Source organism: Massilia alkalitolerans DSM 17462 (assembly GCF_000427785.1).
Taxonomy (GTDB): domain Bacteria; phylum Pseudomonadota; class Gammaproteobacteria; order Burkholderiales; family Burkholderiaceae_D; genus Telluria; species Telluria alkalitolerans.
The window spans coordinates 405535-429129 of the sequence record NZ_ATYR01000001.1 but is presented as its reverse complement, the minus strand read 5'-3'; the positions used below and the strand labels follow the sequence as shown (position 1 = coordinate 429129).

25 protein-coding genes are annotated in these 23595 nt (G+C 66.7%); 18 read left to right on the top strand and 7 right to left on the bottom strand.

Translation table 11 applies throughout. The features are described from left to right. Positions 1-12 precede the first annotated feature (12 nt). The 17 genes from nuoI to YWC_RS27880 all read left to right on the top strand — a co-directional run bounded on the left by nuoI (position 13) and on the right by YWC_RS27880 (position 13900). Positions 13-501: an NADH-quinone oxidoreductase subunit NuoI gene (nuoI, locus tag YWC_RS0101965; protein ID WP_027863876.1), complete on the top strand. Its 489-nt coding sequence runs from the start codon at positions 13-15 to the stop codon at positions 499-501. Between the two features lie 17 nt (positions 502-518). Continuing rightward, positions 519-1205: an NADH-quinone oxidoreductase subunit J gene (locus YWC_RS0101960; protein ID WP_036212538.1), complete on the top strand. Its 687-nt coding sequence runs from the start codon at positions 519-521 to the stop codon at positions 1203-1205. Beyond that, the gene (gene nuoK / locus YWC_RS0101955; protein ID WP_027863874.1) at positions 1202-1510 is read left to right on the top strand and encodes an NADH-quinone oxidoreductase subunit NuoK; all 309 of its coding nucleotides are present in this window, start codon (positions 1202-1204) and stop codon (positions 1508-1510) included. The genes YWC_RS0101960 and nuoK overlap by 4 nt, the downstream gene beginning before the upstream one ends. A 39-nt stretch (positions 1511-1549) precedes the next feature. Continuing rightward, positions 1550-3610, top strand: a complete 2061-nt coding sequence (gene nuoL / locus YWC_RS0101950; protein ID WP_027863873.1) for an NADH-quinone oxidoreductase subunit L — start codon at positions 1550-1552, stop codon at positions 3608-3610. 25 nt (positions 3611-3635) lie between these two features. Continuing rightward, positions 3636-5135 (top strand): NADH-quinone oxidoreductase subunit M, encoded by a 1500-nt coding sequence (locus YWC_RS0101945; RefSeq protein WP_027863872.1) that lies wholly within the window; start codon positions 3636-3638, stop codon positions 5133-5135. 27 nt (positions 5136-5162) lie between these two features. After that, positions 5163-6656, top strand: coding sequence for an NADH-quinone oxidoreductase subunit NuoN (gene nuoN / locus YWC_RS0101940; protein WP_036212536.1), 1494 nt, complete (start codon positions 5163-5165; stop codon positions 6654-6656). A gap of 13 nt (positions 6657-6669) precedes the next feature. Beyond that, positions 6670-6996: a DUF2818 family protein gene (locus tag YWC_RS0101935; protein WP_027863870.1), complete on the top strand. Its 327-nt coding sequence runs from the start codon at positions 6670-6672 to the stop codon at positions 6994-6996. Positions 6997-7028: 32 nt separating this feature from the next. Beyond that, positions 7029-7586: an NUDIX domain-containing protein gene (locus YWC_RS0101930; protein ID WP_027863869.1), complete on the top strand. Its 558-nt coding sequence runs from the start codon at positions 7029-7031 to the stop codon at positions 7584-7586. Between the two features lie 3 nt (positions 7587-7589). Then, a complete protein-coding gene (locus tag YWC_RS0101925; RefSeq protein ID WP_027863868.1) occupies positions 7590-8288 on the top strand; it encodes a hypothetical protein in 699 nt (232 codons plus the stop codon). Beyond that, on the top strand, positions 8285-9025 hold the full coding sequence (gene ispD / locus YWC_RS0101920) for a 2-C-methyl-D-erythritol 4-phosphate cytidylyltransferase (RefSeq protein ID WP_027863867.1): 741 nt from the start codon (positions 8285-8287) through the stop codon (positions 9023-9025). The genes YWC_RS0101925 and ispD overlap by 4 nt, the downstream gene beginning before the upstream one ends. Positions 9026-9031: 6 nt before the next feature. Next, entirely contained in the window at positions 9032-9550 is a 519-nt protein-coding gene (ispF, locus tag YWC_RS0101915; protein WP_027863866.1) for a 2-C-methyl-D-erythritol 2,4-cyclodiphosphate synthase, read from the top strand. 79 nt (positions 9551-9629) lie between these two features. After that, positions 9630-10889, top strand: coding sequence for an MFS transporter (locus tag YWC_RS0101910; RefSeq protein ID WP_027863865.1), 1260 nt, complete (start codon positions 9630-9632; stop codon positions 10887-10889). Between the two features lie 4 nt (positions 10890-10893). After that, a complete protein-coding gene (locus YWC_RS0101905) occupies positions 10894-11202 on the top strand; it encodes a hypothetical protein (RefSeq protein WP_027863864.1) in 309 nt (102 codons plus the stop codon). 78 nt (positions 11203-11280) lie between these two features. Then, positions 11281-11835, top strand: coding sequence for an NADPH-dependent FMN reductase (locus YWC_RS0101900; RefSeq protein WP_027863863.1), 555 nt, complete (start codon positions 11281-11283; stop codon positions 11833-11835). Beyond that, complete coding sequence (locus YWC_RS0101895; RefSeq protein ID WP_036212534.1) at positions 11825-12286, top strand: VOC family protein; 462 nt, start codon at positions 11825-11827, stop codon at positions 12284-12286. Before YWC_RS0101900 ends, YWC_RS0101895 begins: the two co-directional genes overlap by 11 nt. Beyond that, positions 12283-13188: an ion transporter gene (locus tag YWC_RS0101890; RefSeq protein WP_051306131.1), complete on the top strand. Its 906-nt coding sequence runs from the start codon at positions 12283-12285 to the stop codon at positions 13186-13188. The genes YWC_RS0101895 and YWC_RS0101890 overlap by 4 nt, the downstream gene beginning before the upstream one ends. Positions 13189-13321: 133 nt before the next feature. Further along, positions 13322-13900, top strand: a complete 579-nt coding sequence (locus YWC_RS27880; RefSeq protein ID WP_051306130.1) for a phasin family protein — start codon at positions 13322-13324, stop codon at positions 13898-13900. 18 nt (positions 13901-13918) lie between these two features. On the opposite strand, the gene YWC_RS27875 is transcribed toward YWC_RS27880, so the two are convergent. From YWC_RS27875 to ribA, 6 genes are all read right to left on the bottom strand, one after another. Then, the gene (locus YWC_RS27875) at positions 13919-15148 is read right to left on the bottom strand and encodes an acyltransferase family protein (protein WP_036212531.1); all 1230 of its coding nucleotides are present in this window, start codon (positions 15146-15148) and stop codon (positions 13919-13921) included. 112 nt (positions 15149-15260) lie between these two features. Further along, positions 15261-15980: a LytR/AlgR family response regulator transcription factor gene (locus tag YWC_RS0101875; protein ID WP_027863860.1), complete on the bottom strand. Its 720-nt coding sequence runs from the start codon at positions 15978-15980 to the stop codon at positions 15261-15263. Next, the gene (locus tag YWC_RS0101870) at positions 15968-17032 is read right to left on the bottom strand and encodes a sensor histidine kinase (protein WP_027863859.1); all 1065 of its coding nucleotides are present in this window, start codon (positions 17030-17032) and stop codon (positions 15968-15970) included. Before YWC_RS0101870 ends, YWC_RS0101875 begins: the two co-directional genes overlap by 13 nt. Before the next feature lie 70 nt (positions 17033-17102). Next, positions 17103-18065, bottom strand: a complete 963-nt coding sequence (locus tag YWC_RS0101865; protein WP_027863858.1) for an FHA domain-containing protein — start codon at positions 18063-18065, stop codon at positions 17103-17105. Next, on the bottom strand, positions 18062-19519 hold the full coding sequence (locus YWC_RS0101860; RefSeq protein ID WP_027863857.1) for a S1 family peptidase: 1458 nt from the start codon (positions 19517-19519) through the stop codon (positions 18062-18064). Before YWC_RS0101860 ends, YWC_RS0101865 begins: the two co-directional genes overlap by 4 nt. Before the next feature lie 111 nt (positions 19520-19630). Further along, positions 19631-20299, bottom strand: coding sequence for a GTP cyclohydrolase II (gene ribA / locus YWC_RS27870; protein ID WP_036212528.1), 669 nt, complete (start codon positions 20297-20299; stop codon positions 19631-19633). Between the two features lie 142 nt (positions 20300-20441). Between ribA and YWC_RS0101850 the strand changes: the two genes are divergently transcribed. Then, on the top strand, positions 20442-22730 hold the full coding sequence (locus YWC_RS0101850; RefSeq protein ID WP_027863856.1) for a sensor histidine kinase: 2289 nt from the start codon (positions 20442-20444) through the stop codon (positions 22728-22730). Here YWC_RS0101850 and YWC_RS0101845 read toward each other — a convergent pair. Further along, entirely contained in the window at positions 22727-23479 is a 753-nt protein-coding gene (locus YWC_RS0101845) for a hypothetical protein (RefSeq protein ID WP_027863855.1), read from the bottom strand. The genes YWC_RS0101850 and YWC_RS0101845 overlap by 4 nt on opposite strands. Positions 23480-23595 lie beyond the last annotated feature (116 nt).

Below are 23595 nucleotides of genomic sequence, written 5' to 3'. Positions count from 1 at the left end.
AATCAAACGAAAATGAATCGGATTAAAGAAATTGTCGGCAGCCTGATGCTGTCCGAGCTCTTCAAGGGCCTGGCCCTGACCGGCAAGTATGCGCTGTCGCGCAAGATCACGGTCCAGTACCCGGAAGAGAAGACGCCGATGTCGAACCGCTTCCGCGGCCTGCACGCCCTGCGCCGCTACCCCAACGGGGAAGAGCGCTGCATCGCCTGCAAGCTGTGCGAGGCAGTGTGCCCGGCGATGGCGATCACGATCGAATCGGCGCAGCGCGAGGACGGCACCCGCCGCACCACGCGCTACGACATCGACCTGACCAAGTGCATCTTCTGCGGTTTCTGCGAAGAGTCCTGCCCGGTCGACTCGATCGTGGAAACCCACGTGCTGGAATACCACGGCGAAAAACGCGGCGATCTCTACTACACCAAAGAGATGCTGCTGGCCGTCGGTGACCGCTACGAAAACGACATCGCCGCCGCCCGCGAAGCGGACGCGAAGTACCGATAAGAAGAGGCTGTCAATTCATGGAATTCACCACTTTCCTGTTCTACGCGTTCGCGGCCATCACGGTGCTGGCCGCCCTGCGCGTCATCACCACCAAGAACCCGGTCCACGCCGCGCTGTTCCTGGTGCTGGCCTTCTTCAACGTGGCCGGCATCTGGCTGCTGCTGAAGGCCGAGTTCCTGGCCATCGTGCTGGTGCTGGTCTACGTCGGCGCCGTGATGGTGCTGTTCCTCTTCGTCGTGATGATGCTCGACATTAATATCGACCGCATGCGAGAGGGCTTCTGGGGTTACCTGCCGCTGGCGTCGGGTATCGGCGCCCTGATCGTGCTCGAGATGGCTGCCGTGCTGTACCGTTCGTACAGCCAGACCGACCTGTCGGCCGAGGCTGCCGCCCTGAACATCGGCGGCACCAAGGAACTGGGCCTCCTGATCTACACCAAGTACATCTACGGCTTCGAAATCGCCGCCGTGATCCTGCTGGTGGCGATCATCGCCGCAGTCGCCCTGACCCTGCGCAAGCGCAAGGACACCAAAGCAATCGACCCGGGCGCCGCCGTCCGCGTCAAGCGTAACGACCGCCTGCGCATCGTCAAGATGGATGCGGTCAACCAGCGCGCCATCGATGCAGCAGCCGCCGAGTCCGCAGCGAAGGCTGTGGACGCGGCAGCGCTGTCGAAGACAGCCGCACCGAAGGAGGCACCATGACTTTGTCGCTCGCACATTACCTGATCCTGGGCGCGATCCTGTTCGCGATCTCGGTGATCGGCATCTTCCTGAACCGGAAGAACATCATCATCCTGCTGATGGCCGTCGAACTGATGCTGCTGGCGGTGAACCTGAACTTCGTCGCGTTCTCGCATTACCTCGGAGACGCGGCGGGGCAGATCTTCGTGTTCTTCATTCTGACCGTCGCGGCCGCCGAATCGGCAATCGGCCTGGCGATCCTGGTGGTCCTGTTCCGTAACCTGGACACGATCAATGTGGAAGACCTCGACAGCCTGAAGGGCTGATGGTCTCGGCTGATTAACAATAACGATTAAGGTTCAACAATGGCGGGGCAACTCTCTTCCTCAATGTTACTGGCGGTGCCTCTGGCGCCGCTGGCGGGCTCGGCGATCGCCGGCCTGCTCGGCACCAAGTTCTTCGGCAATGTGGTCGGCCGCAAGGTGTCGCATACGGCGACCATCCTGGGCGTGCTGATCGCGCTGATCATCTCGGTCCAGACCCTGATGGCCGTGCTCGATGGCGCGACCTTCAATGAAGACATCTACACCTGGATGACCGTCGGCACGCTCAAGCTGGCCGTCGGCTTCCAGATCGACACGCTGTCGGCAATGATGATGTGCGTGGTGACCTCCGTCTCCCTGATGGTGCACATCTACACGATCGGCTACATGGCCGAGGACGAAGGCTACAACCGCTTCTTCTCGTACATCTCGCTGTTCACCTTCTCGATGCTGATGCTGGTCATGTCCAACAACTTCCTGCAGCTGTTCTTCGGCTGGGAAGCGGTGGGCCTGGTCTCGTACCTCCTGATCGGCTTCTGGTATACCCGTCCGACCGCGATCTTCGCGAACATGAAGGCCTTCCTGGTCAACCGCGTGGGCGACTTCGGCTTCATCCTGGGCATCGGCCTGCTGCTGGCCGCTTCCGGCTCGATGCAGTACACCGAGGTGTTCGCCCAGGCCGACAAGCTGGCCGGCATGACCGTGCCGGGCATCGGATGGCCGCTGCTGACCGCCGCCTGCATCTGCCTGTTCATCGGCGCGATGGGTAAATCGGCGCAGTTCCCGCTGCACGTCTGGCTGCCGGACTCGATGGAAGGCCCGACCCCGATCTCGGCGCTGATCCACGCTGCAACCATGGTTACCGCCGGCATCTTCATGGTGTCGCGCATGTCGCCGCTGTTCGAACTGTCGGACGGCGCACTCTCGTTCATCATCGTGATCGGCTCGATCACCGCGCTGTTCATGGGCTTCCTGGGCATCATCCAGAACGACATCAAGCGTGTGGTCGCGTACTCGACCCTATCGCAGCTGGGCTACATGACCGTCGCACTGGGCGTGTCGGCCTACTCGGTGGCCGTGTTCCACCTGATGACCCACGCCTTCTTCAAGGCGCTGCTGTTCCTCGGCGCGGGTTCGGTCATCATCGGCATGCACCACGACCAGGACATGCGCAACATGGGCGGCCTGCGCAAGTACATGCCGATCACCTGGATCACCTCGCTGCTGGGCTCGCTGGCCCTGATCGGTACCCCGTTCTTCTCGGGCTTCTACTCGAAGGACTCGATCATCGAAGCGGTGCACGCCTCGAACCTGCCGGGCGCCGGCTTCGCCAACTTCGCCGTACTGGCCGGCGTGTTCGTGACCGCCTTCTACTCGTTCCGCATGTACTTCCTGGTGTTCCATGGCGAATCGCGCTGGAACAACCCGAAACCGCATAGCGAAGGCCATGATTCGGATGCGCACCACGAAGAAGACGAGCATGGCGACGACCATCACCACCACGGCCTGCAGCCGGGCGACAAGCCGCACGAGTCGCCGCTGGTCGTGACCCTGCCGCTGATCCTGCTGGCGATCCCGTCGGTCATCATCGGCTTCCTGGCCATCGGCCCGATGCTGCATGGCGACTTCTTCAAGGACGTGATCTACGTCGATCCGCGCCACCCGGCCATGGCCGAACTGAACGAAATGTTCCACGGCGCCGGCGCAATGGCGATCCACGGCCTGCAAACCGCACCATTCTGGCTGGCACTGGCGGGCGTCGTTGCTGCCTACTACTGCTACATGGTCAACCCGCGCGTTCCGGCCTGGTTCTATGCCAAGTTCAAGTTCCTGCACACCTTGCTGGACAACAAATACTACATGGACAAGTTCAACGATGTCGTGTTCGCCGGCGGCGCGCGCGCCATCGGTGGCGGCCTGTGGAAAGTGGGCGACCGCGGCCTGATCGACGGCCTGCTGGTCAACGGTTCGGCCAAACTGGTGGGCTGGTTCTCGACGATCACCCGTACCTTCCAGACGGGCTACATCTATCACTATGCATTCGTGATGATCGTCGGCGTGCTGGCAACCCTGCTGTGGTTCTTCCCGTTCTGGCGCGGTTAATACAGGCAGATAAGAAAAGCGAAAAATGATGCAGTCAATTTCTACATTTCCTCCTTACCTGAGCCTGTCGATCTGGCTCCCGATCCTGTTCGGCATGATCGTGCTGGCGGTCGGCCGCGACAAGAACGCCGGTTTCGTGCGCCTGCTGTCCCTGGTCGGCGCCGTCGTCAGCTTCCTGCCGACGCTGCCGCTGATCATGAACTTCGACAATGCCGCCCACGGCATGCAGTTCTATGAGTCGGCCGCCTGGATCGAACGCTTCAACGTGTTCTACAAGCTGGGCGTCGACGGCCTGTCGCTGTGGTTCATCCCGCTGACCGCCTTCATCAGCATCATCGTGGTGCTGGCGGCATGGCAGGTGATCGAAGAGCGCGTGGCGCAGTACATGGGTTCCTTCCTGATCCTGTCGGGCCTGATGATCGGCGTGTTCGCCTCGCTGGACGGCCTGCTGTTCTACTTCTTCTTCGAAGCCACCCTGATCCCGATGTACATCATCATCGGCGTGTTCGGCGGCCCGAACCGCGTGTACGCGGCATTCAAGTTCTTCCTGTACACGTTCTTCGGCTCGCTGCTGACCCTGGTCGCGATCATCTACCTGTACAACCAGTCGGGCAGCTTCGACATCCTCGAGTGGCACCGCCTGCCGCTGACGATGAACGAGCAGATCCTGATCTTCATCGCCTTCTTCATGGCCTTCGCCGTGAAGGTCCCGATGTGGCCGGTGCACACCTGGCTGCCGGATGCCCACGTGGAAGCGCCGACCGGCGGTTCCGTGGTGCTGGCCGCGATCATGCTGAAACTGGGCGCCTACGGCTTCCTGCGTTTCTCGCTGCCGATCACCCCGGACGCCTCGCAGTACCTGGCGCCGGTGGTCATCGTGCTGTCGCTGATCGCCGTGATCTACATCGGCCTCGTAGCCCTGGTCCAGAAGGACATGAAGAAACTGGTCGCGTACTCGTCGATCGCCCACATGGGTTTCGTCACCCTGGGCTTCTTCATCTTCAACGACATGGGCGTGCAGGGCGGCATCATGCAGTCGATCTCGCACGGCTTCGTGTCGGGCGCGATGTTCCTGTGCATCGGCGTGCTCTACGACCGCGTCCACTCGCGTGAAATCGCCGACTACGGCGGCGTGGTCAACAGGATGCCGAAGTTCGCCGCCTTCGCCGTGCTGTTCTCGATGGCCAACGCCGGCCTGCCGGCCACCTCGGGCTTCATCGGCGAATTCATGGTGATCCTGGGCGCCGTCGAGTTCAACTTCTGGACCGGCCTGCTGGCAGCCACCGCGCTGATCCTGGGCGCCGCCTACTCGCTGTGGATGGTCAAGCGTGTCGTGTTCGGCCCGGTCGTGCACAAGCACGTGGCCGAACTGACCGACCTGAACGGCCGCGAGTTCGCCATCCTCGGCGTGCTGGCCATCGCCACCCTGGTGATGGGCCTGTACCCGGCGCCGATCGCCGAGACGCTGCAGGTGTCGGTCACCGACCTGCTGCAGCACGTCGCAGCCGGCAAACTGCCTCAATAAACTGACATGAACGAAATGAACTCCACAATGTTAGCGGCAACCGATGCCAACCTGGCGCCGGTCTATGCCGAAATCTTCCTGCTGATCGCGGCTTCCGCGATCCTGCTGATCGACATGTACATGAAAGCAGGCAAGCGCAACCTGACGTATGCGCTCAGCCTGATGGCCATCGCCGGTTGCGGCGTGCTGACTTTCGCCGACATGGGTACCGGCGCGACCGTGTACACCTTCAACGGCATGTACGTGTCGGACCCGATGTCCAACCTGCTCAAGCTGGTGACCTACGTGGCCACCGCGATGACCCTGGTGTATTCGCGCCAGTACGCGGAAGACCGCGCCATGATGTCCGGTAACCTGGGCGGCGAGTTCTACGTGCTCGCGCTGTTCTCGATGCTCGGCCAGATGATCATGATCTCGGGCAACAGCATGCTGTCGATCTACCTGGGCGTGGAACTGATGTCGCTGTCGCTGTATGCGCTGGTGGCACTGCGCCGCGACCACGCGATCTCGACCGAAGCCGCGATGAAGTACTTCATCCTGGGCGCGCTGTCCTCGGGCTTCCTGCTGTACGGCATGTCGATGATCTACGGCGCCACCGGCTCGCTCGACCTGACCGCCATCAACCAGGCAAGCAGCGTCGTCGACGCGAACCGCAACATCCTGGTGTTCGGCCTGGTGTTCGTCGTTGCCGGCCTGGCCTTCAAGCTCGGCGTGGTCCCGTTCCACATGTGGGTTCCGGACGTGGTGCAGGGCGCCCCGACCGCCGTCACCCTGCTGCTGGGCGGCGCACCGAAGCTGGCGACCTTCGCCATGGTGATCCGCATCCTGGTCGAAGGCCTCCCAAGCATGGCCTTCGACTGGCAGCAGATGCTGCTGGTGCTGGCCGTGCTGTCGCTGGCCGTGGGTAACATCACCGCGATCGCGCAGACCAACATCAAGCGCATGCTGGCCTACTCGACCATCGCCCAGATGGGCTTCGTGGTGCTGGCCATGATGACCGGCATCGTCGACGGCGACAGCAGCAATGCCGCCGCTTCGTACAGCGCAGCGATGTACTACACCATCACCTACGTCCTGACCACGGTCGGCAGCTTCGGCCTGATCATGATGCTGGCGCGTGCCGGCCATGAGGCCGAGACCATCGCCGACTTCAAGGGCCTGGGCAAGCGTTCGCCATGGTTCGCGATCGTGATGACCGTGCTGATGTTCTCCCTGGCCGGCGTGCCGCCGATGGTCGGCTTCATGGCCAAGTGGGCGGTCCTGCAGGCTGTCGTGAACGCGGGCATGGTGTGGCTGTCGGTCGTGGCCGTGCTGTTCTCGCTGATCGGCGCCTTTTACTACCTGCGCATCGTCAAGACCATCTGGTTCGACGATGCGGTGGACACCGCCCCGATCAATACCTCGGCCGACATGCGCGCCGTGATGTCGATCAACGGCGTGGCCGTGGTGGTGCTGGGTATCGTCCCGGGCTGGCTGCTGGCGGTGTGCTACACCGCGATGCAGGCAACCCTCGCCAAGTAATCAGGCTAGCCGGGTGGATTCCTCCCTCGCTGCCTGGCTGGTGGTCGCGATCTCGCTCGCGGCCGCCAACCTGCCTTTCCTCACCGAGCGTGTGTTCGGTCTTGTACCCCTGAAGACCAGCAGCGCCGGTGACGGCCCGCGCACGAAGTCCTTCCTGCTGCGCCTGTTAGAGTTAATTGTTTTATACTTCGTCGTCGGCTTCCTGGCTCGCATGCTGGAATCCCGGATCGGCGGCGTGTTCGCGCAGAACTGGGAGTTCTATGCGATCACCGGCTGCCTGTTCCTGGTGCTGGCGTTCCCCGGTTTCGTCTTCCGTTACCTGCGCAAACGCCGCGCCTGATTTCCTGTAACGCAGTAGCAACTGGAGACCGTATGGTTTCAGATTTACGCGAGACCCGCATCGACGGCGGCGTCGTCTATGACGGCCACTTCCTCAAGGTCGAAAACGACCGCATCAAGCTCCCCGACGGTTCCATCACCCAGCGCGAATTCATCCGCCATCCCGGCGCAGTGGTCATCCTGCCGCTGTTGCCCGACGGCCGCGTGCTGCTGGAGCGCCAGTTCCGTTATCCGAACTCCCAGGTCTTCATTGAATTCCCGGCCGGTAAGATCGACCCGGGCGAGGACCACCTGGCCTGCGCCAAGCGCGAGCTGGAAGAAGAGACCGGCTACACGGCCGCCAAGTGGCGCTTCGTCTGCACCATCCACAACGCCATCGCCTATTCGGACGAGCACCTCGAGCTGTTCCTGGCCGAAGAGCTGAGCGCCGGGGAACAGAAGCTGGACGAGGGCGAGTTCCTCGAAACCTTCAGCGTCACCGTGCCCGAGCTGCTCGAAATGGTCAGGCGCGGCGAGATCACCGATGTGAAGACCATCATCGGCAGCTTCTGGCTCGAGAAGATCCTGTCCGGCACCTGGAGTCCCGCCTAAGGTATGCGCGCTCTGCTGGCGCTCGTGCTGTGGTGCTGGGCGCTGGCGGCCACGGCGGCGGGGCGCACCGAGTTCCAGGCGCGCTGCGAAGACACGATCGGCGAAAGCCTGTCGGTACTGACCGGCACACAGAACGGTTTCCGGATCGACAACACCGTCGGCGCCCGTGCGCTGACGGCGATGAAGGGGCGGGCCCGTCCCGGGCAGCTGGTGCTGGGCCTGACCCGCACCGAGTCGCGCGTGAGCATCCATGTCGGCGGGCGCCTGCTGGCCGACGAGGCCAGCGGTTACGAGTGCATCGCGCCGCACATCGACATCAAGCTCTACTACCTGCCAATCGTGGTCTACATCAGCCGCGAGTTCCGGTCCGGTTCCTGCGCCTACGAAGAAGTGCTGGCGCACGAGATGCGCCACCTGAACGCCTACCTCGACTACCTGCCCAAGGCCGAGGCCCGGGTGCGCCTGGCGCTGGCGCGGCGTTTCGAGGACAAGCCCCTGTATGCGCGCATCGGCCAGGCACAAAGCCTGCTCCAGCGCGAAATCGACCGCGGCTGGATGCCCTATATTAAAAGCGAGATGGCGAAGGTCGAGGCCTTGCAGGCGGCAATCGACTCGCCGCAGGAATATGCCCGTCTCGGCAAGGTTTGCGGAGGTGAGGTACAGTCTTTGCTTGGCCCTTTACAACGAAGCAAGCAAAAATGACAAACCCGGCAGTAGCAAAACCGTCAGAGTATCCGCAACGCTATTTCGCCTTGCTCCCCGCGGCCGGGGTCGGCGCACGCATGGGCGCGAACAGTCCCAAGCAATACCTGCAGATCGGCGGCAAGCCGATGCTGCGCCACACGCTCGACGCCTTCCGCGCGAGTCCCCTGATCGCGCATACCTATGTGGTGGTCAGCGCCGACGACCCGTTCATCGATGCGGTGCTGCCTCCGGACGGCGTGACCGTCCTGCGCTGCGGCGGCGCCACCCGCATGGAATCGATCCGCAACGGCCTGCGCGCACTGCACGGCAGCATCGGGCCCGACGACTGGATCCTGGTGCACGACGCGGCCAGGCCCGGCCTGGATGCGGAACTGATCGAACGCCTGATCGTCGAAACGGGTGAACACCCGGCCGGCGGACTGCTGGCCCTGCCCGTGGTCGACACGGTCAAGCGCAGCAGCGCGGGCGAAGTCGCGACGGTCTCGCGCGACGGGCTATGGCTGGCGCAGACGCCGCAGATGTTCCGCTACCAGCTCCTGCTGCGGGCGCTCGATGCGGCGACCGACCCGTCGGCGATTACCGATGACGCCAGCGCGGTTGAAGCGCTGGGACTGGCCCCCAAGTTGGTGGAAGGGCATCCCCGCAACCTGAAGGTCACGCTGCCGGCCGATATCCGGATCGCCGAGATGTACCTGGCAGCCTACCGAACCGATCCAAACAACGAAGCGAACTGAACGACCATGACACAAGCATCCTGGAATCCCACCCCGCCGTTCCGCATCGGAACCGGCTACGACTGCCACGCGCTGGTCGAAGGGCGCAAGCTCATCGTCGGCGGCGTGACCATCCCGCACCGTCTCGGCCTGCTCGGCCACTCCGACGCCGACGTGCTGCTGCACGCCATCATCGATTCGCTGCTCGGCGCCGCTGCCCTGGGCGACATCGGCAAGCATTTCCCGGACACCGACCCGATGTTCGCCGGCGCCGACTCGCGCACGCTGCTGCGCGAAGTGGCGCACCGCGTGGTGGCCACCGGCTACACCATCGGCAACATCGACGCGACCATCATCGCCCAGCAGCCGAAAATGGCGCCGCACATCCCGCAAATGGTCTCGCGCATCGCCGAAGACCTGGGCGTGTCGCCGCAGCAGGTCAACATCAAGGCCAAGACCAACGAGAAGCTGGGCTTCCTCGGGCGCGAGGAGGGCATGGCCGCGGAGTCGGTCGCGATGCTGATCCGCGCCGTAGAACCAGGCTGATGTAATGCATCTCTGACATGTGCGTGCATATGCACTATAATCCCTTCGGTGGGCGCTTCGCCCGGCCGAGGAGGCGCACATGAACCAAGAGACGATGACGCCGCGCGCGACCTGGATGCTGATCCTGGCTGCGAGCACGATCCTGATGATCACGATGGGCGCGCGCCTGACCACGGGCCTGTTCCTGTCGCCGATCAATACTTCCACCGGTCTCGGCGTGGCCAGCATCAGCTTCGCGATGGCCGTGGCCCAGCTCATGTGGGGTGCTTCCCAGCCCGTGTTCGGCGCCATTGCCGACAAGTGCGGGGCGGCCAGGGTCATCGTCATCGGCGGCATCATGCTGGCCGCGGGCACCGCCGCCACGCCCTTCGTGGATTCCGAGTGGGGCCTGTTGCTGACGATGGGCATCCTGTCCGCCGCCGGGGCAGGGGCGGGCAGTTTCTCGATCCTGATCGGCGCCACCGCCCAGCGCCTGCCGGCGGAGCGCCGCGCCTTCGCGTCCGGCTTCATCAATGCCGGTGGCTCCTTCGGCCAGTTCGTGTTCGCGCCGCTGATGGGTGCGATCATCGCCGGCGCCGGCTGGGTGATGGCGATGCTGACGATGGCGGCCGCGACCCTGCTGACGATTCCCCTCGCGCTCGGCATGCGCAGCAAGAAAACAGCTGCGCCGGTGTCCTCCAGGCCCGCGACTGCCGCGACCAGTGCCCCGACCGTACCAGGCATCACACTCACCGAACAGCTGCGCCAGGCCATGCGTGACCGCAGCTACCTGTGCCTGCACCTGGGTTTCTTCACCTGCGGCTTCCACATCGCCTTCCTCGTCACCCACCTGCCGCAAGAAGTCGCGCTGTGCGGCCTGCCGGCCGGCGTCTCGGCTACCGCGCTGGCCCTGATCGGCCTGTTCAACATTGGCGGCAGCCTCGCCGCGGGCATGCTCGCCAGCCGCTTTCGGCTGAAGTCGCTGCTGACCATCATCTATGCCAGCCGCGCCGTGCTGATCGTGCTCTACCTGCTGGCCCCGAAGACTGCGCTGACCTTCTACCTGTTCGCCGGCGCCCTCGGCTTCACCTGGCTGGCCACCGTGCCGCCCACCGCCGGCCTGGTGGGCAAGCTGTTCGGCATGCGCTACCTGGCGACGCTGTTCGGCATGACCCTGCTGTCGCACCAGATCGGCGCCTTCTTCGGCGCCTGGCTGGGCGGCCTGTCGTTCGTGCGCTTCGGCGACTACACCTGGATGTGGTACGCCGACATCCTGCTGGCGCTGGCGGCCGCGCTCATCAACCTGCCGATCCGCGAGGCGAAGGTAGTACGCCCGGCGCTGACGGCCGCGAAGGGCTGAACGGATGGCGCGCGAAGCCTGGGCCTATCGCGAGGTGGCCGTCGAGTCGGCCGTCGATCCGCGCAGCGGGCGGGTACGCATCCGTCCGGTTTCGGGGCAGGCCTACGCGACCTCCCTGCGCGTGCAGTGCGCGCGCGCGCTCAGGGATCCTGAACGCTATCCGGTCGGCACGCGCTTCCTGGTGTCGGCCAAGCTCACCGACCGCCTGGGCGGCGAGCCTTTCCTGTTCGTATGGCATGGCGATCCCGTGGTCGTGATGAAGCCGGCCCAGCTCAAGCGCTTCCTGGAAGAGCGCAGGCGCCTGCGAATTTAATACCCGGCCGGCTCGCTCTGCGGGATAGTGCAAAACTGGTTAACATCAGGTTTTGTGACCGAACCCGAAAGGAAGAATATGAGCACACGGAACATCGCCGTCATCGTCGGCAGCCTGCGCAAGGACTCGTTCACCCGCAAGGTGGCGCAATCGATGATCGGACTGGCGCCCGCCAGCCTGAACATGGAGATCGTCGAGATCCGCGACCTGCCGCTCTACAACCAGGACGACGAGACCGACAACCCGCCCGCCGCCTTCACCGCCTTCCGCGAGCGCATCCGGCAGGCCGACGGCATCCTGTTCTGCACCCCGGAATACAACCGCTCGGTGCCGGGCGCCCTGAAGAACGCGATCGACGTCGGCTCGCGCCCCTACGGCAAGGCGGCCTGGACCGGTAAACCCTGCGCGATCGTCAGCGTCTCGCCGGGCGCACTCGGCGGCTTCGGCGCCAACCATCACCTGCGCCAGATGCTGCCTTTCCTGGACATGCCCTGCATGCCGGCGCCGGAAGCCTATGTCGGGCAGGTGGCGGGCAAGTACGAGGGCGACCGGCTCATCGACGATTCCAGCCGCGCCTTCTTCCAGACCTTCATCGACACCTTCGCCGCTTGGGTCGAGCGCCATGCCAAGTGATCACCCGATCGCGGTACGCGGGCTCGACCACATCGTGCTGCGCGTGACCGACCTGGAGGCCATGATCGCCTTCTATGGCGAGGTGCTCGGCTGCCGGGTCGAGCGCCGCCTCGACGACATCGGCCTGATCCAGCTGCGCGCCGGCCATTCCCTGATCGACCTGGTGCCGGTGGACAGCCGGCTCGGGCGCGAAGGCGGCGCGGCGCCAGGCGTGGGCGGACGCAACCTGGACCACCTGTGCCTGCGTGTCGAGCCCTTCGACGAAGCGGCGATCCGGCGCCACCTGGAGGCGCATGGGGTCGCCGCCGGTCCGGTCGAAACGCGCTACGGCGCCGAAGGCGACGGTCCCTCGATCTACCTGCTCGACCCAGAGCGCAATACCGTCGAGCTCAAGGGCGCAGCCTACCAAGGCGCCAAACCGGGGACGGGCGCAGCGCCGCAAGCGGGATGAAAGCAGGAACGAAGGTAGGAGCCGGGGCGGGGCCGGCCCGCCGCCCCGACAAGGCGCTGCTGCGCTACGGCCGCGCGGAGGGCTGGCGCGGGCGCATGTATGACCTGATCTTCCTCAGCGATTCGCCTGCCGGGCGCCGCTTCGACATCGTGCTGATCGCCGCGATCCTGCTCAGCATCCTGGTGGTGGTGCTCGAGAGCGTGCCCGCGATCGGCGTGCCTTATGCGCCGACCATGCGCGTGCTCGAATGGTTCTTCACGCTGCTGTTCAGCGCCGAGTACCTCGCACGCCTGCTGTGCGTGCGCCATCCGCTGCGCTATGCCACCAGTTTCTTCGGCCTGGTCGACCTGCTGTCGGTGCTGCCTACCTACATCTCGCTGCTGGTGCCGGGCAGCCAGGCGCTGCTCGACATCCGCATCCTGCGCCTGCTGCGCATCTTCAAGCTGACCCTGTACATCGAGGAATACACCCGCCTGGCCGAGGCGCTCGCGGCCAGCCGGCGCAAGATCATGGTCTTCCTGTCGGTGGTGCTGATGGTGGTGCTGATCATGGGAACCGTGATGTACGTGGTCGAAGGGCCGGCGCACGGCTATACCAGCATCCCGACCGCCATGTACTGGGCCGTCGTCACCATGACGACGGTCGGCTACGGCGACATCACGCCGCACACGACGCTCGGCAAGGGCATCGCCTCCTTCATGATGCTGCTCGGCTGGGGCATCCTGGCAGTGCCGACCGGCATCGTCACCGCCGAGATGACGGCGCGCCGGGTCGACCGCCGCCACGGTCCGGCGCGCCCGGAGCGCGCCTGCGCGGCCTGCGCCAGTACCGGCCACGAGGCCGGTGCGCACTTCTGCAAGGATTGCGGCGCCGAACTGCCCGCCGCGCCGGCCCGGCAATGAAGTCTGGCAGGCGCACGTTTGGTTTACATCAAGCGCGCACCTGGCTGCCTCTCTAGCCTTCTACCTTCGTGCCACGGTCCGCGTTGCCGGCCGTGGCGTGCCTTTCTTTGCAAGCACATACGGAGGTCAACGCATGTACTTCTTTCCGCAAACCCCGGCCGTGCGCTCCCACGTGGAGGCGCAGACCGCGTTTCTCAACGAAATGTCCAAATCGATGTTCCGCTCTTTCCAGCAGATGTGCGACCTGAACATCCAGCTGGTCCAGACCCTGGTCGAGGAGGGCGCCCTGGCGAGCCAGCAGGTGCTGAGCACCGAGCGCCAGACCGAGCTGTTCAGCGCCGCCGCGGCCCGGGCCCAGCCCACCACCGAGAAGCTGCGCGCCTACCAGCAGCACATCTCGCGCCTGGCCGCGGATTCCCAGGTGGAGCTGGCGCGCGTGACCGAGCAGCACGTGCAGAACACCTCGCGCACCGCGCGTGCCCTGGTCGACGAGGTGGCGCGCAGCACCGCCGAGGAAACCGAGCGCAATATCCGCAACCAGCAGGAGGCGATGCGCAACGTCGTCGATCCGTTTGCACGGCCCAACGGCGAGGCGCGCGCCTCGGCCGGCGGCAACAGCGAGCCGCAGCCCGGCCAGCCGGGCGTGGGGCAAGGCGGGCAGCAAGGCCGTAGCAGCCAGGGCAGCCGACCGGAGGGCGCCCAGACCCATTGAGCGCTCCCGCCTTCGGGGCTAGCCGGCGGCGGCCTGCGCAGGGGCGGGCTGCGCCGGCGCCGGGGCCGCTGCCGGCGCGGTCCCGGCCGCGCGGGGCGCCAGCCCGAACAGCGGCCGCAACAAGCGCACGCGCCTGATCAGTTCGAATGCGCCGAAGCTGAGGCTCAGGGTCAGCACGATCAACAGGATGGCTTCCAGGCCCGGCGCGAACCGTAGCGGTTGCATCCCGTGCGCCAGTACGACGATGAGCGTCTGGTGCAGGATGTAGACCGGGAACACCGCCTCGTTCAGGTAACGCCGCGCAGGGCCGTCACGGTCGAGGTGGCGCGCGGCGAAGCCGCAGGCGGCCATGATCGCGCTCCAGGCCAGCACGGCGTACAGCGCATACATCAGGGGCCGGAGCGTCTCTCTGGCCTGCGGCGCAAGCAGCTCGTAGGCCGCGCTCCAGATCACCAGCGCCGCCCACCCGAAGGCGGCGATGCCGAGCGCCTGCCAGCGCAGCAGCGCTGGACGCGTCCAGAATCCCGGCACCCGGGCCACCAGCGCCCCGAGCAGGAAGCACAGGAAGGACATCGCGTGGTTGTACCAGTCACCGAGCACGGCGTGATTGGTCGGGAAGTGCTCGACCAGGTTGATGCGCGCCAGGGCCAGCAGCGCGGCCGGCAGCGCGACCAGCTTCCAGCCCTGGAGCAGGGCGCCGGCATGCGCGGCGATGCGGTCGAAGCGATTTCCGAGCACGGCAACGAGGCCGCCGAGCAGCACCGTGTAGATCCACAGGTAGGCGACGAACCACAGGTGGTTCCAGGTCGGCAGGATCAGGCAATCCTCGCGGCAGAAACCGTTGTAGGCCTGCAGGTACAGCTCCATGAAGGCGCCATAGCCGTCCGCATAGCCGAGCTTCTCGACGACTTCGAGATAGGGCTGGGGCGGCACGATCACCAGCATGCCGAACACCAGCGGCGCCAGGAGGTGCAGGCTGCGCCGGCGCACGAAGGACGCGCTGCCGAGCTTGCGCAGCATGAGGCTGGCGCCGACGCCGGCCACGAAGAACAGCAGGCTCAGGCGCCATGGCGAGGACAGCTTCATGAAGGGTTCGGGACCGGTCCCGGCAAAAGGACTCTTCACGTGCCAGTCCCAGCTCACGTAGTACATGCCGACGTGGTAGACGATCAGGACGAAGAAGGCAAGGATGCGCACCCAGTCGAGGAAGTACAGGCGGGTGGCGGATGGGGGAAGGTGACGGTTCATGGCTCGCTCTTGTTGAAGTGATGGCGCGAGCATGGCGTGTCGACCTGCCGGCGGCGAGCGTTTTGTGGCGAGGCGGGTCCGGGATGGGGCGGATCGGACAGGAGGGGCCAGGCTAGCAGGCCTGGAGTGCTTCCATGAGCGCGGCCCGGTACTGGCGGCTGCACGGGACCAGCGCGCCGCTGCGCAGCACCAGTTCGCAGTCGCCCTTGTCGAGCGGATTGACGCGCTGGACGGCGCCGGGACGCACCGCCGCGCGCCGGTGGCAGCGCACGAAACCGTTGCCCAGCTGCGCCAGCAGTCCGGACAGGGTCTGGCGCAGCAGCGGCGCGTCGCCAGCGGTGTGCAGGACGACGTAGTTGTCGGCGGTCTCCAGCCATTCGATGTCCGCGACCTGTACCACGCGCGTGGCCCCGCGCTCCGACACCAGGAGCTGGCGCGGCGGCAGGCCGGGAACCGCCGCTGCCGCCAGGGCCTGCGCCGCATGGCGCGCGCGCAGGCGCTCGAGCGAGCGCCGCAGGCGCGCCTGGTCGAAAGGCTTGAGCAGGTAATCGATGGCATTCGCGTCGAAAGCGCGCAGCGCGTATTCGTCGTAGGCGGTGACGAACACCACCAGCGGCGCAGGGGCCGGCAGCGAGGCCGCCAGGTCGATGCCCGACAGCTCCGGCATCTCGACGTCGAGCAGCAGCGCATCGGGCCGGAACTGCGCCAGCTGCCGCAGCGCGTCGATGCCGTCGGACGCCTCGCCAATGGCCTCGATGCCGGCTTCCAGCGCCAGCATGCGGCGCAGGCGTTCGCGCGCCGGGCGCTCGTCGTCGACGATCAGGATGCGCATGGCAGCCTCAGTTCGGTGCGTACGCCGCAAGGCAGCAGCTGGCTCAGGGTCAGGCTGGCGCGGTCCCCGTACAGCGCCGCCAGGCGCGCACGCAGGTTGGCCAGGGAGATGCCCGGCGCACTGTCGCCGGCGTCCTTGCCGAGGATGCCGCCGTCGTCCTCGACGCGCAGCACGACATCCTGGTCCTCGCGTGCTGCGCTGACTGCGATGCGGGTCGGATCGCGCCGCCGTTCGACCGTGTGCTTGAACACGTTCTCCAGCAGCGGCTGCACGCTCATCGCCGGCAGTGCAAGGCCCAGCAGCGCCTCGTCGATGCGCCACTCGACCCGGGCGCGGCCATCGAAGCGTTCTTCCATGACCCCGGCATAGGCGCGCGCCAGCCGTAATTCTTCCTCGAGCGAGGCCTGCGGCCGTTCGCCCAGCGCCAGGGCGGCGCGCAGCAGGTCCGCCAGCTGCACCAGGGTGGCGTCGGCGCGCGCCACGTCGGTATGCATCAGCGACGAAATGGTATTGAGCGCGTTGAACAGGAAATGCGGCTGCATCTGGCGCGCCAGCGACTGCAGCTGCGCTTCGCGCAGCAGGGCGTTGGCCTGTTCGGCCCGCAAACGCGCGCCGAGCAGTTCGCGGTAGGACAGCAGGCCGAAGCCGATCACGATGAACAGGCCGACGAACACGGTGAGCTTGAGCGACTCGTAGACGAAGACCTGCAGCCAGGGCTCGTGCTCGTAACTGGCGCCGGCCAGCGCATACACGACATGGCGTACGCCGAAGACCAGCGGCACGAAGGCGAGCCAGAACAGCGGCAGCATGCGTGCCTGCAGGGCGAACCAGCGCCAGGGCGTGGCGATCAGGTGGTCGTGGCGCCGGGTGGCGCGGCGCTGGAGCAGCAGCAGGAAAGTGGCGACGCAGGCCGAGGAGGTCTCCCAGAGCACCGGCTGCCAGTAGGCCGTACCGCCGTCGCGCCGGTAGTCCTCGACGGCGACCAGCACCATCAGCGCCCAGAACAGGAGCCAGGCGATGACGGCGGTGATGGCGCTGCGGGTCGGTTTCATGGGATGGCCGGGCTGAAGATGCCCGATGATCCAGTATTCGCCGCTGCTTGTCAAAGCTGCAAAGCCTTGCTCAGTTCCCGCCCGCCGCCGGCGCAGTCCCGCGTTCTTCCTCCAGCTGCGTGCGCATTGCCTCGACGTCGACCATGTACTCCGCCACCGTCGCATCCGGGCTGGCGCGCAGCTCCGGCGGCAGCAGCACGGCCATGTACAGTTCGTCCGCGACCCGGCCGTGCTGCTGCTGGTTCACGATCAGCACCAGCCCCGACGCCAGCACCGCCGCGCAAGCGCAGATCGCGCGCAGGCGCCGGCGCAGCGGCGGTTTGATGGTCGCCAGGTGGAAGTAGATGATGCCCGCGACTGTGGCCACCGCTACGTGGGAACCGTAGCGGGTGAGCCATTCGAGCGACCAGGCATAGGCCGCGACTGCCGCCAGCAGGCGGAAGCCCACCAGTGCAGCCGTGCCGCAGCCGAAGATGAACAGGTGCCGCCCCAGCCGCGTATAGCGCCCGAACAGGCGGTTCATGAAGGCCCACAGGCTGCTCCACAGCAGCGCCGCGCCGATGCCGGCGCCGGGCGCCAGCACATAGTTGAGCAGTTCGAAGGGCTCGGCGTCGAGCAGCCAGGTCACGAACAGGGCCACCAGCCCGGCCAGCAGCACGCCGACGATGCCGGGCACCAGGCCTTCCCAACCGTGCATGGTGCGGTCGCGCAGCTCCGCCGGCACCGGGAAATCGGCCGCGCGCACGCGCAGCGAGGTATGGCCCATGCGCACCACGGTGTCGCCCGTGAGGGCGAGTTCCTGCACCCGCTTGCGCCCGGTGTTCAAGCCATTGCGGGTGCCGAGGTCGCGCATCACGAGCGCGCCATCCGGGCCCTGCTCGATGACGGCGTGGTGAGCGGCGGCGTACTCGTCGTCGAGGATGAAGTCATTGTCGTAGGCGCGGCCGACGCGGATCGGCAGGCTGGCGGCGCGATGCCGGTGCAGCACCTCGCCGTTGCGCGCCAGGATCTCGACGGTCCAGGGGCCGTTCATCGCTGGCCTCCCGGCGTGCCTGGTGCGGCGGGCGCGCGCCGGATGTTGCGCCCGAAGGAGCCGAGGAAGGCGCGCGTCACGCGCATGCCGTTCTCATACGAGACCCCGGACACGTCCAGCCGGCTCTGCAGGCTCGACTCGGCCGCATTGGTGCTGGCGGTCAGCAGCGTGAAGTTGTACAGGCCCTCGAACTTGCGGTAGGCGCGCACGCAGGTCACGGCGCGCAAAGGCAGGGTGCGGGTGTGCACGAAGCGTTCGGTGCACACCGGCTTGGTCAGGCGCGCGTCGCCGGCGTTGCCCAGCTTGGCCGCGCCGAACAGGCGGCTGCTCAGTGCCGCGAAGGGCAGGCGGGCCAGGTTGTCGGACCGGATGTACTGGTGGGTCATCGCCACGTGGCCGGTCTGCTGGGTCGAGGACACGTAGATCGCCGATTCCATCGCGCAGCTCATCGAGTCCGAGGTATACGCGGTCTCGGCCTTCACGTTCGAGCGGCCCCAGCAGCGCAGCTGGCCGGATTCGCGCACCGGCACCAGGTACGGTCCCATGCTCTTGATGGCCAGCGGCTCCTCCAGCAGGCGGTCGACCATGGCGCGCTGGTGCTCCAGCAGCTGGGCGGCGATCAAGGGATTGAAATCCTTCGGCGGCGCCGGCTGGCTCTCCACCTTGCGCAGCAGCTCCTGCACGTACTTCACCGGCACCAGGAAGCTGACCGACTCGCCGTCGCGCCGCTTGGACACGTTGACGCCGGCCACGGTGCCGTTGCCGGTCACGCTGGGACCGCCGCTCATGCCGGAATTGATCGGCCCGCCGAACATGAGCTGGTCGTAGAAGCTGCGTGTGACGACGCCGTTGTAGGCGCCTTCCGAGATCGCAAAGCCCAGGTCGAGGGGATTGCCGAGCGAGTACAGGCGCTGCCCCTGGGTCAGGCGCACCGGACGTTCGGGCACCTTGAAGAAGCCGCTGCCTTCGCGGTCGACGCGCAGGACGGCCAGGTCGTGCAGCACGTCGACCGCCAGCAGCTCGACCGGGCCGCTGTTGCCGTCGGTGTCGACGTATTCGGCGGTATAGACGTCGGGGTCGAGCGCCATCTGCGACACCACGTGGTAGTTGGTGACCACCAGGTTGCCGGTGCCGACCAGGAAGCCCGAACCGACGGTGGACTGGGTGCGGCCGTTCTTGAGCAGCATGCGGATCTGCAGCAGGTCGCCGCGCGCCGACGAGTACAGGTCCTGGGCGGCCGAGGAGGGCGGCGGCAGGGCGTCCTGGGAGTCGACCTCGCCCGGCGCCGGTGCCGGGGGTGTGGTCCCCGGCGGATCGCTTGGGGACAGGTGCGGGGGCGGCGCGGGCGCCGTGGCGGCGCGGGCTGGGGGTGGGCGGTTGGCCTGTTCCGGCGGCGCCGTGGCGGCGCCCGCCGCGAGACAGAGAAGCAGGAGGGCGGCGGCGGTCCGTTTCATGCATTCCGATCATGGCAAGAAGGAAGCACTATCTTGCCACCGGACGCGCGGGCTGCGCGCGCGTTATGGTGATCGGGCCCAGTGGACCCGATCACGCGAAGCAGGGGTGGCTCAGCTGTTGCCAGGCTCGGCCAGCGCCGCGGCAACCGGCTCGAGCGGCTCGAGCGGGCCCATCATGTGGCCCAGCTTGGCCTGCTTGGTATTCAGGTAGCTGTCGTTGAAGGCGTTGCGGTTGACCAGCAGCGGCACGCGCTCGGCCACCGCGATCCCGAGGCGGCTCAGGGCGTCGATCTTGCGCGGGTTGTTGGTCATCAGGCGCAGGGAACGCACGCCGAACTGTTCCAGCATCGGCTTGCACAGCTCGTAATTGCGGGCGTCGGCATGGAAGCCCAGCTGCAGGTTGGCCTCGACCGTGTCGGCGCCGGCTTCCTGCAGGCGGTAGGCGCGGATCTTGTTGACCAGGCCGATGCCGCGGCCTTCCTGGCGCAGGTACAGCAGGATGCCGCGCCCTTCCTCGGCGATGCGCTGCAGCGCGCCCTCGAGCTGGGCACCGCAGTCGCAACGCTGCGAGAACAGCACGTCGCCGGTCAGGCATTCGGAATGCACGCGCGCCAGCACCGGCTCGCCGTCGCCGATGTCGCCCAGCACCATCGCCAAGTGTTCCTTGCCCGTGGAGTGCTCGATGAAGGCGTGCAGCGTGAACTGCGCCCAGGGAGTCGGCAGGGCGCACGAAGTGACGTAATCGAGCAGCTGGTCGTTGGCGGCGGATGGGGTGGGCATGGCGTTTCTCTTGGTGTTTCTAATCGCTAGCCTTCTAGTTTACAGGAAATCCGTTTCTCCCGTGCGACGCCCGCAGCCATGGCCATAGTATGTTGGACGGCCGTATGTTACGCTGGCGCAATTGTTTCAGCAGCGAGCCAGCATGGCCACACCCCCCTCATCCCCGACCCGGCAGCGCAGGCGCGGCCTAGGCGCCTGGCTGGCGCTGGCCTTTTCGCTGCTGACGGTGATCCTGACCCTGCTGCTGGTGCAGGTGGTCGAGCAATCCTCGAACGAAGAGGTCAAGGACAGCATCGGGCACGGCCTGGGCGAGCTGGCGCGCCAGACCGCCGACAAGCTCGACCGCGGCATGGCCGAGCGCTACCGCGAAGTCAAGCTCATGGCCGGACGGCGAGACCTGCGCGACCCCGGCCTGGGGCCGGCCGAGCGCCGCCAGATCCTGTCCGACATGCGCGAGACCTACGGCTACTACGACTGGATCGGCTTGACCGGCCTCGACGGCCGCGTGATCGTCGAGGCGCGCGGCCTGCTGGAAGGCGCGGACGTGTCGCAGCGCCCGTGGTTCCGCAACGCCCTCGAGGGCGTCAACGTTGGCGACGTCCACGAGGCGGTCAAGCTCGCCAAGTTGCTCCCGAGCGAGAACGGCGAACCGCTTCGCTTCGTCGACGTCGCCTTCCCGTTTGCCGACCTGGCCGGCAAGACGGCCGGGGTGTTGGGCGTGCACCTGTCATGGCAGTGGGCGCGCGACGTCGAGCGCTCGATCATCGCGCCGGTCCAGGCACGCGGCCGGGTGCAGGCCCTGATCGTCAGTGCGCAGGGCGTGGTGTTGCTCGGCCCCCCGGAACTGCAGGGCAAGAAGATCGCGACCGAGAGCCTGCGGCTGGCGCAGCAGAAGCGCACCGGCTACCTGGTCGAAGAGTGGCCGGACGGCCTGTCCTACCTGGTCGGCTACGGCGCCACCGTCGGCCGCGGCATCTACCCCGGCCTTGGCTGGACCGTGCTGGTGCGCCAGGACGTGGAGGATGCCTATGCGCCGGTGCGCCGCCTGCGCGAGCAGGCATTGTGGAGCGGCGCGGCGCTGGCGGTGCTGTTCTCCGTGGCCGGCCTGCTGGTGGCGCGCCGCATCACCCGTCCGCTCGGGGCGCTGGCCGAATCGGCCGAACGCCTGGGACGCGGCGAAGCGGTCCAGTTGCCGCCGAATGCGAACGACTATTTCGAGGTGCAGGCGCTGTCGACCACCCTGAACGGGCTGGTGGGCGACCTGGTGCGAAAGCAGGCCGAACTGCGCGACCTGAACGCCACGCTGGAGCAGCGCGTCGAGGAACGCACCCGCGAACTGGAGCGCGCGCTGGCCTCGGTGCAGGCCAGCGAGCAGCGCATCAATGCGATCGTGGAAGCGGCCCAGGATGCCTACATCGCGGTCGACCAGCGCGGCATGATCCTCGACTGGAACGGGGCGGCCGAGCGCATGTTCGGCTGGCGCCGCAACGAGGCCGTGGGTTGGCCGCTGTCCGAGCTGGTGCTGCCGGAGCGCTACCGCGCCAGCCTGGGGCAGGCCCTGCTTGCCTTCCGCCAGACCGGCCACCTGGCCATGCTCGACCGGCGCCTGGAGCGCAAGGTCATCGACCGCCAGGGGCGCGAGTTCACCATCGAGATGACGGCGGCCCTGGCCGGCCAGGGCGAGGACGCCTTTTTCAGCGTGTTCCTGCACGATATCTCGGAGCGCAAGCGGGTCGAGCAGATGAAGAACGAGTTCATCTCGACCGTCTCGCACGAGCTGCGCACCCCGCTGACCTCGATCCAGGCCTCGCTGGCGATGCTGGCCGACGGCATGGCGGGCGAGCTGCCGCCGGACGCCTTGCGCTTGACTGCCATCGCCAGCCAGAGCAGCGAGCGGCTGGTGCGCATGGTCAACGACCTGCTCGACATCCAGAAGATCGAGGCCGGCCAGATGCACTTCGAGGCCCGAGCGCAGCCGCTGCTGCCGGTGGCCGAGCGCGCGCTGGCGGCAATGGAAGGGCATGCCCGCAAGGCCGGGGTGCGCTTGCTGAGCGACTGGGATGCGCACGCAGCCGGGATCGCGGCCAGCATCGACGCCGACCGCATGGAGCAGGTGCTGACCAACCTGCTGTCGAATGCCATCAAGTTCACCCCGGCGGGCAAGTCCGTCACGCTGGGCCTGGCGCACACCCCCGGCAAGGTCCGCCTGCTGGTCCTTGATGAAGGCCCCGGCATCGCCCCGGAATTCCAGCAGCGCGTGTTCCAGCGCTTCGCCCAGGCCGACGGGGCCGACTCGCGCACGCGCGGCGGCACCGGCCTGGGACTGGCGATCAGCAAGGCGATCATCGAGGAGCACGGCGGGACCATCGGATTTACCACCGCGCCCGATCGCGGCACGCGCTTCGTGGTGGAACTGCCGGCAGCGATCTAGCGGCTGGACAGGACCTCGCCCAGCGACCTGGTCTCGGGCGCATGGGCCTGCATGCCCCATCCCGCCGCGGCCACCGTGAGGGTGGTCAGCACGAAGGGGACGATGGTGCGTTTCAAGGCGGCGAGCATCCAGTGCTGCGGCTCCAGCACCCGCAGGCGCCGGTACAGGCCCGCGGCCAGCAGTGCGTCCACCAGGATCTCGGCAAACAGGATCGGCGCCGACCAGATCACGAACAGGGAAGACAGTGCGATGCCGACGGCGAGCAGGATCACCACCAGGGGCATGACGGTTTCGTCGGCCTCGGCCACGGCCTCGAGCGGCGCGTCGGCGATGGCACCGAGGGCGCTGTCCTGCGTGCCGAAGTCGACATTGCCGCTGGCACCGCCGCCGTCGAAGCTGCCGCCGCCGCCGCTGAAGTCGGCCGCGCCATCCTTCGCCGCCGCGCTGCCGTCGGCATTGCCGACCCATCCCGGGTCGAGGTAGTCCGCCGCACTGGTGCGCAGCCACAGCCACAGGAGCAGGAGGAAGACGATGTAGGCCACGCCCATCGCCAGTGTATAGCGCAGCGCCATCGCGTCGACCCCGGCCGCGAGCATCGCCACCGAGGCGCCGAAACCGGCCAGCCCAGTCAGCGACACCAGGATGAACATCTGGACGCGCGGGAAGCCTTCGCGCAGCAGGCGGGCGCGCATGAGTTGTACCGCCGTGGCGCGCGTGGCCACGCGGGGATGGGCAGGTGGAGTACGCATCGGTGCCTCGCGGGCGTTCGGGTGGCCGCAAAGCCTCGACTCTACCCCTGAACAGGCCGGACAAATTCACCAAATCTCACGGCGCCGTCCCGTGCTCGGGCTCGACTATACTGGAC

Coding starts and splice junctions, on each gene's coding strand:
- nuoK (WP_027863874.1), top strand. CDS start 1,202: ATGACTTTGTCGCTCGCACATTACCTGATCCTGGGCGCGATCCTGTTC.
- YWC_RS0101900 (WP_027863863.1), top strand. CDS start 11,281: ATGAGCACACGGAACATCGCCGTCATCGTCGGCAGCCTGCGCAAGGAC.
- YWC_RS0101860 (WP_027863857.1), bottom strand. CDS start 19,519: ATGAAACGGACCGCCGCCGCCCTCCTGCTTCTCTGTCTCGCGGCGGGC.
- YWC_RS0101850 (WP_027863856.1), top strand. CDS start 20,442: ATGGCCACACCCCCCTCATCCCCGACCCGGCAGCGCAGGCGCGGCCTA.
- YWC_RS0101875 (WP_027863860.1), bottom strand. CDS start 15,980: ATGCGCATCCTGATCGTCGACGACGAGCGCCCGGCGCGCGAACGCCTG.
- YWC_RS0101890 (WP_051306131.1), top strand. CDS start 12,283: ATGAAAGCAGGAACGAAGGTAGGAGCCGGGGCGGGGCCGGCCCGCCGC.
- nuoL (WP_027863873.1), top strand. CDS start 1,550: ATGGCGGGGCAACTCTCTTCCTCAATGTTACTGGCGGTGCCTCTGGCG.
- nuoI (WP_027863876.1), top strand. CDS start 13: ATGAATCGGATTAAAGAAATTGTCGGCAGCCTGATGCTGTCCGAGCTC.
- ispF (WP_027863866.1), top strand. CDS start 9,032: ATGACACAAGCATCCTGGAATCCCACCCCGCCGTTCCGCATCGGAACC.
- YWC_RS0101930 (WP_027863869.1), top strand. CDS start 7,029: ATGGTTTCAGATTTACGCGAGACCCGCATCGACGGCGGCGTCGTCTAT.
- YWC_RS0101910 (WP_027863865.1), top strand. CDS start 9,630: ATGAACCAAGAGACGATGACGCCGCGCGCGACCTGGATGCTGATCCTG.
- YWC_RS0101925 (WP_027863868.1), top strand. CDS start 7,590: ATGCGCGCTCTGCTGGCGCTCGTGCTGTGGTGCTGGGCGCTGGCGGCC.
- nuoN (WP_036212536.1), top strand. CDS start 5,163: ATGTTAGCGGCAACCGATGCCAACCTGGCGCCGGTCTATGCCGAAATC.
- YWC_RS27875 (WP_036212531.1), bottom strand. CDS start 15,148: ATGAACCGTCACCTTCCCCCATCCGCCACCCGCCTGTACTTCCTCGAC.
- ribA (WP_036212528.1), bottom strand. CDS start 20,299: ATGCCCACCCCATCCGCCGCCAACGACCAGCTGCTCGATTACGTCACT.
- ispD (WP_027863867.1), top strand. CDS start 8,285: ATGACAAACCCGGCAGTAGCAAAACCGTCAGAGTATCCGCAACGCTAT.
- YWC_RS27880 (WP_051306130.1), top strand. CDS start 13,322: ATGTACTTCTTTCCGCAAACCCCGGCCGTGCGCTCCCACGTGGAGGCG.
- YWC_RS0101870 (WP_027863859.1), bottom strand. CDS start 17,032: ATGAAACCGACCCGCAGCGCCATCACCGCCGTCATCGCCTGGCTCCTG.
- YWC_RS0101865 (WP_027863858.1), bottom strand. CDS start 18,065: ATGAACGGCCCCTGGACCGTCGAGATCCTGGCGCGCAACGGCGAGGTG.
- YWC_RS0101945 (WP_027863872.1), top strand. CDS start 3,636: ATGATGCAGTCAATTTCTACATTTCCTCCTTACCTGAGCCTGTCGATC.
- YWC_RS0101895 (WP_036212534.1), top strand. CDS start 11,825: ATGCCAAGTGATCACCCGATCGCGGTACGCGGGCTCGACCACATCGTG.
- YWC_RS0101960 (WP_036212538.1), top strand. CDS start 519: ATGGAATTCACCACTTTCCTGTTCTACGCGTTCGCGGCCATCACGGTG.
- YWC_RS0101845 (WP_027863855.1), bottom strand. CDS start 23,479: ATGCGTACTCCACCTGCCCATCCCCGCGTGGCCACGCGCGCCACGGCG.
- YWC_RS0101905 (WP_027863864.1), top strand. CDS start 10,894: ATGGCGCGCGAAGCCTGGGCCTATCGCGAGGTGGCCGTCGAGTCGGCC.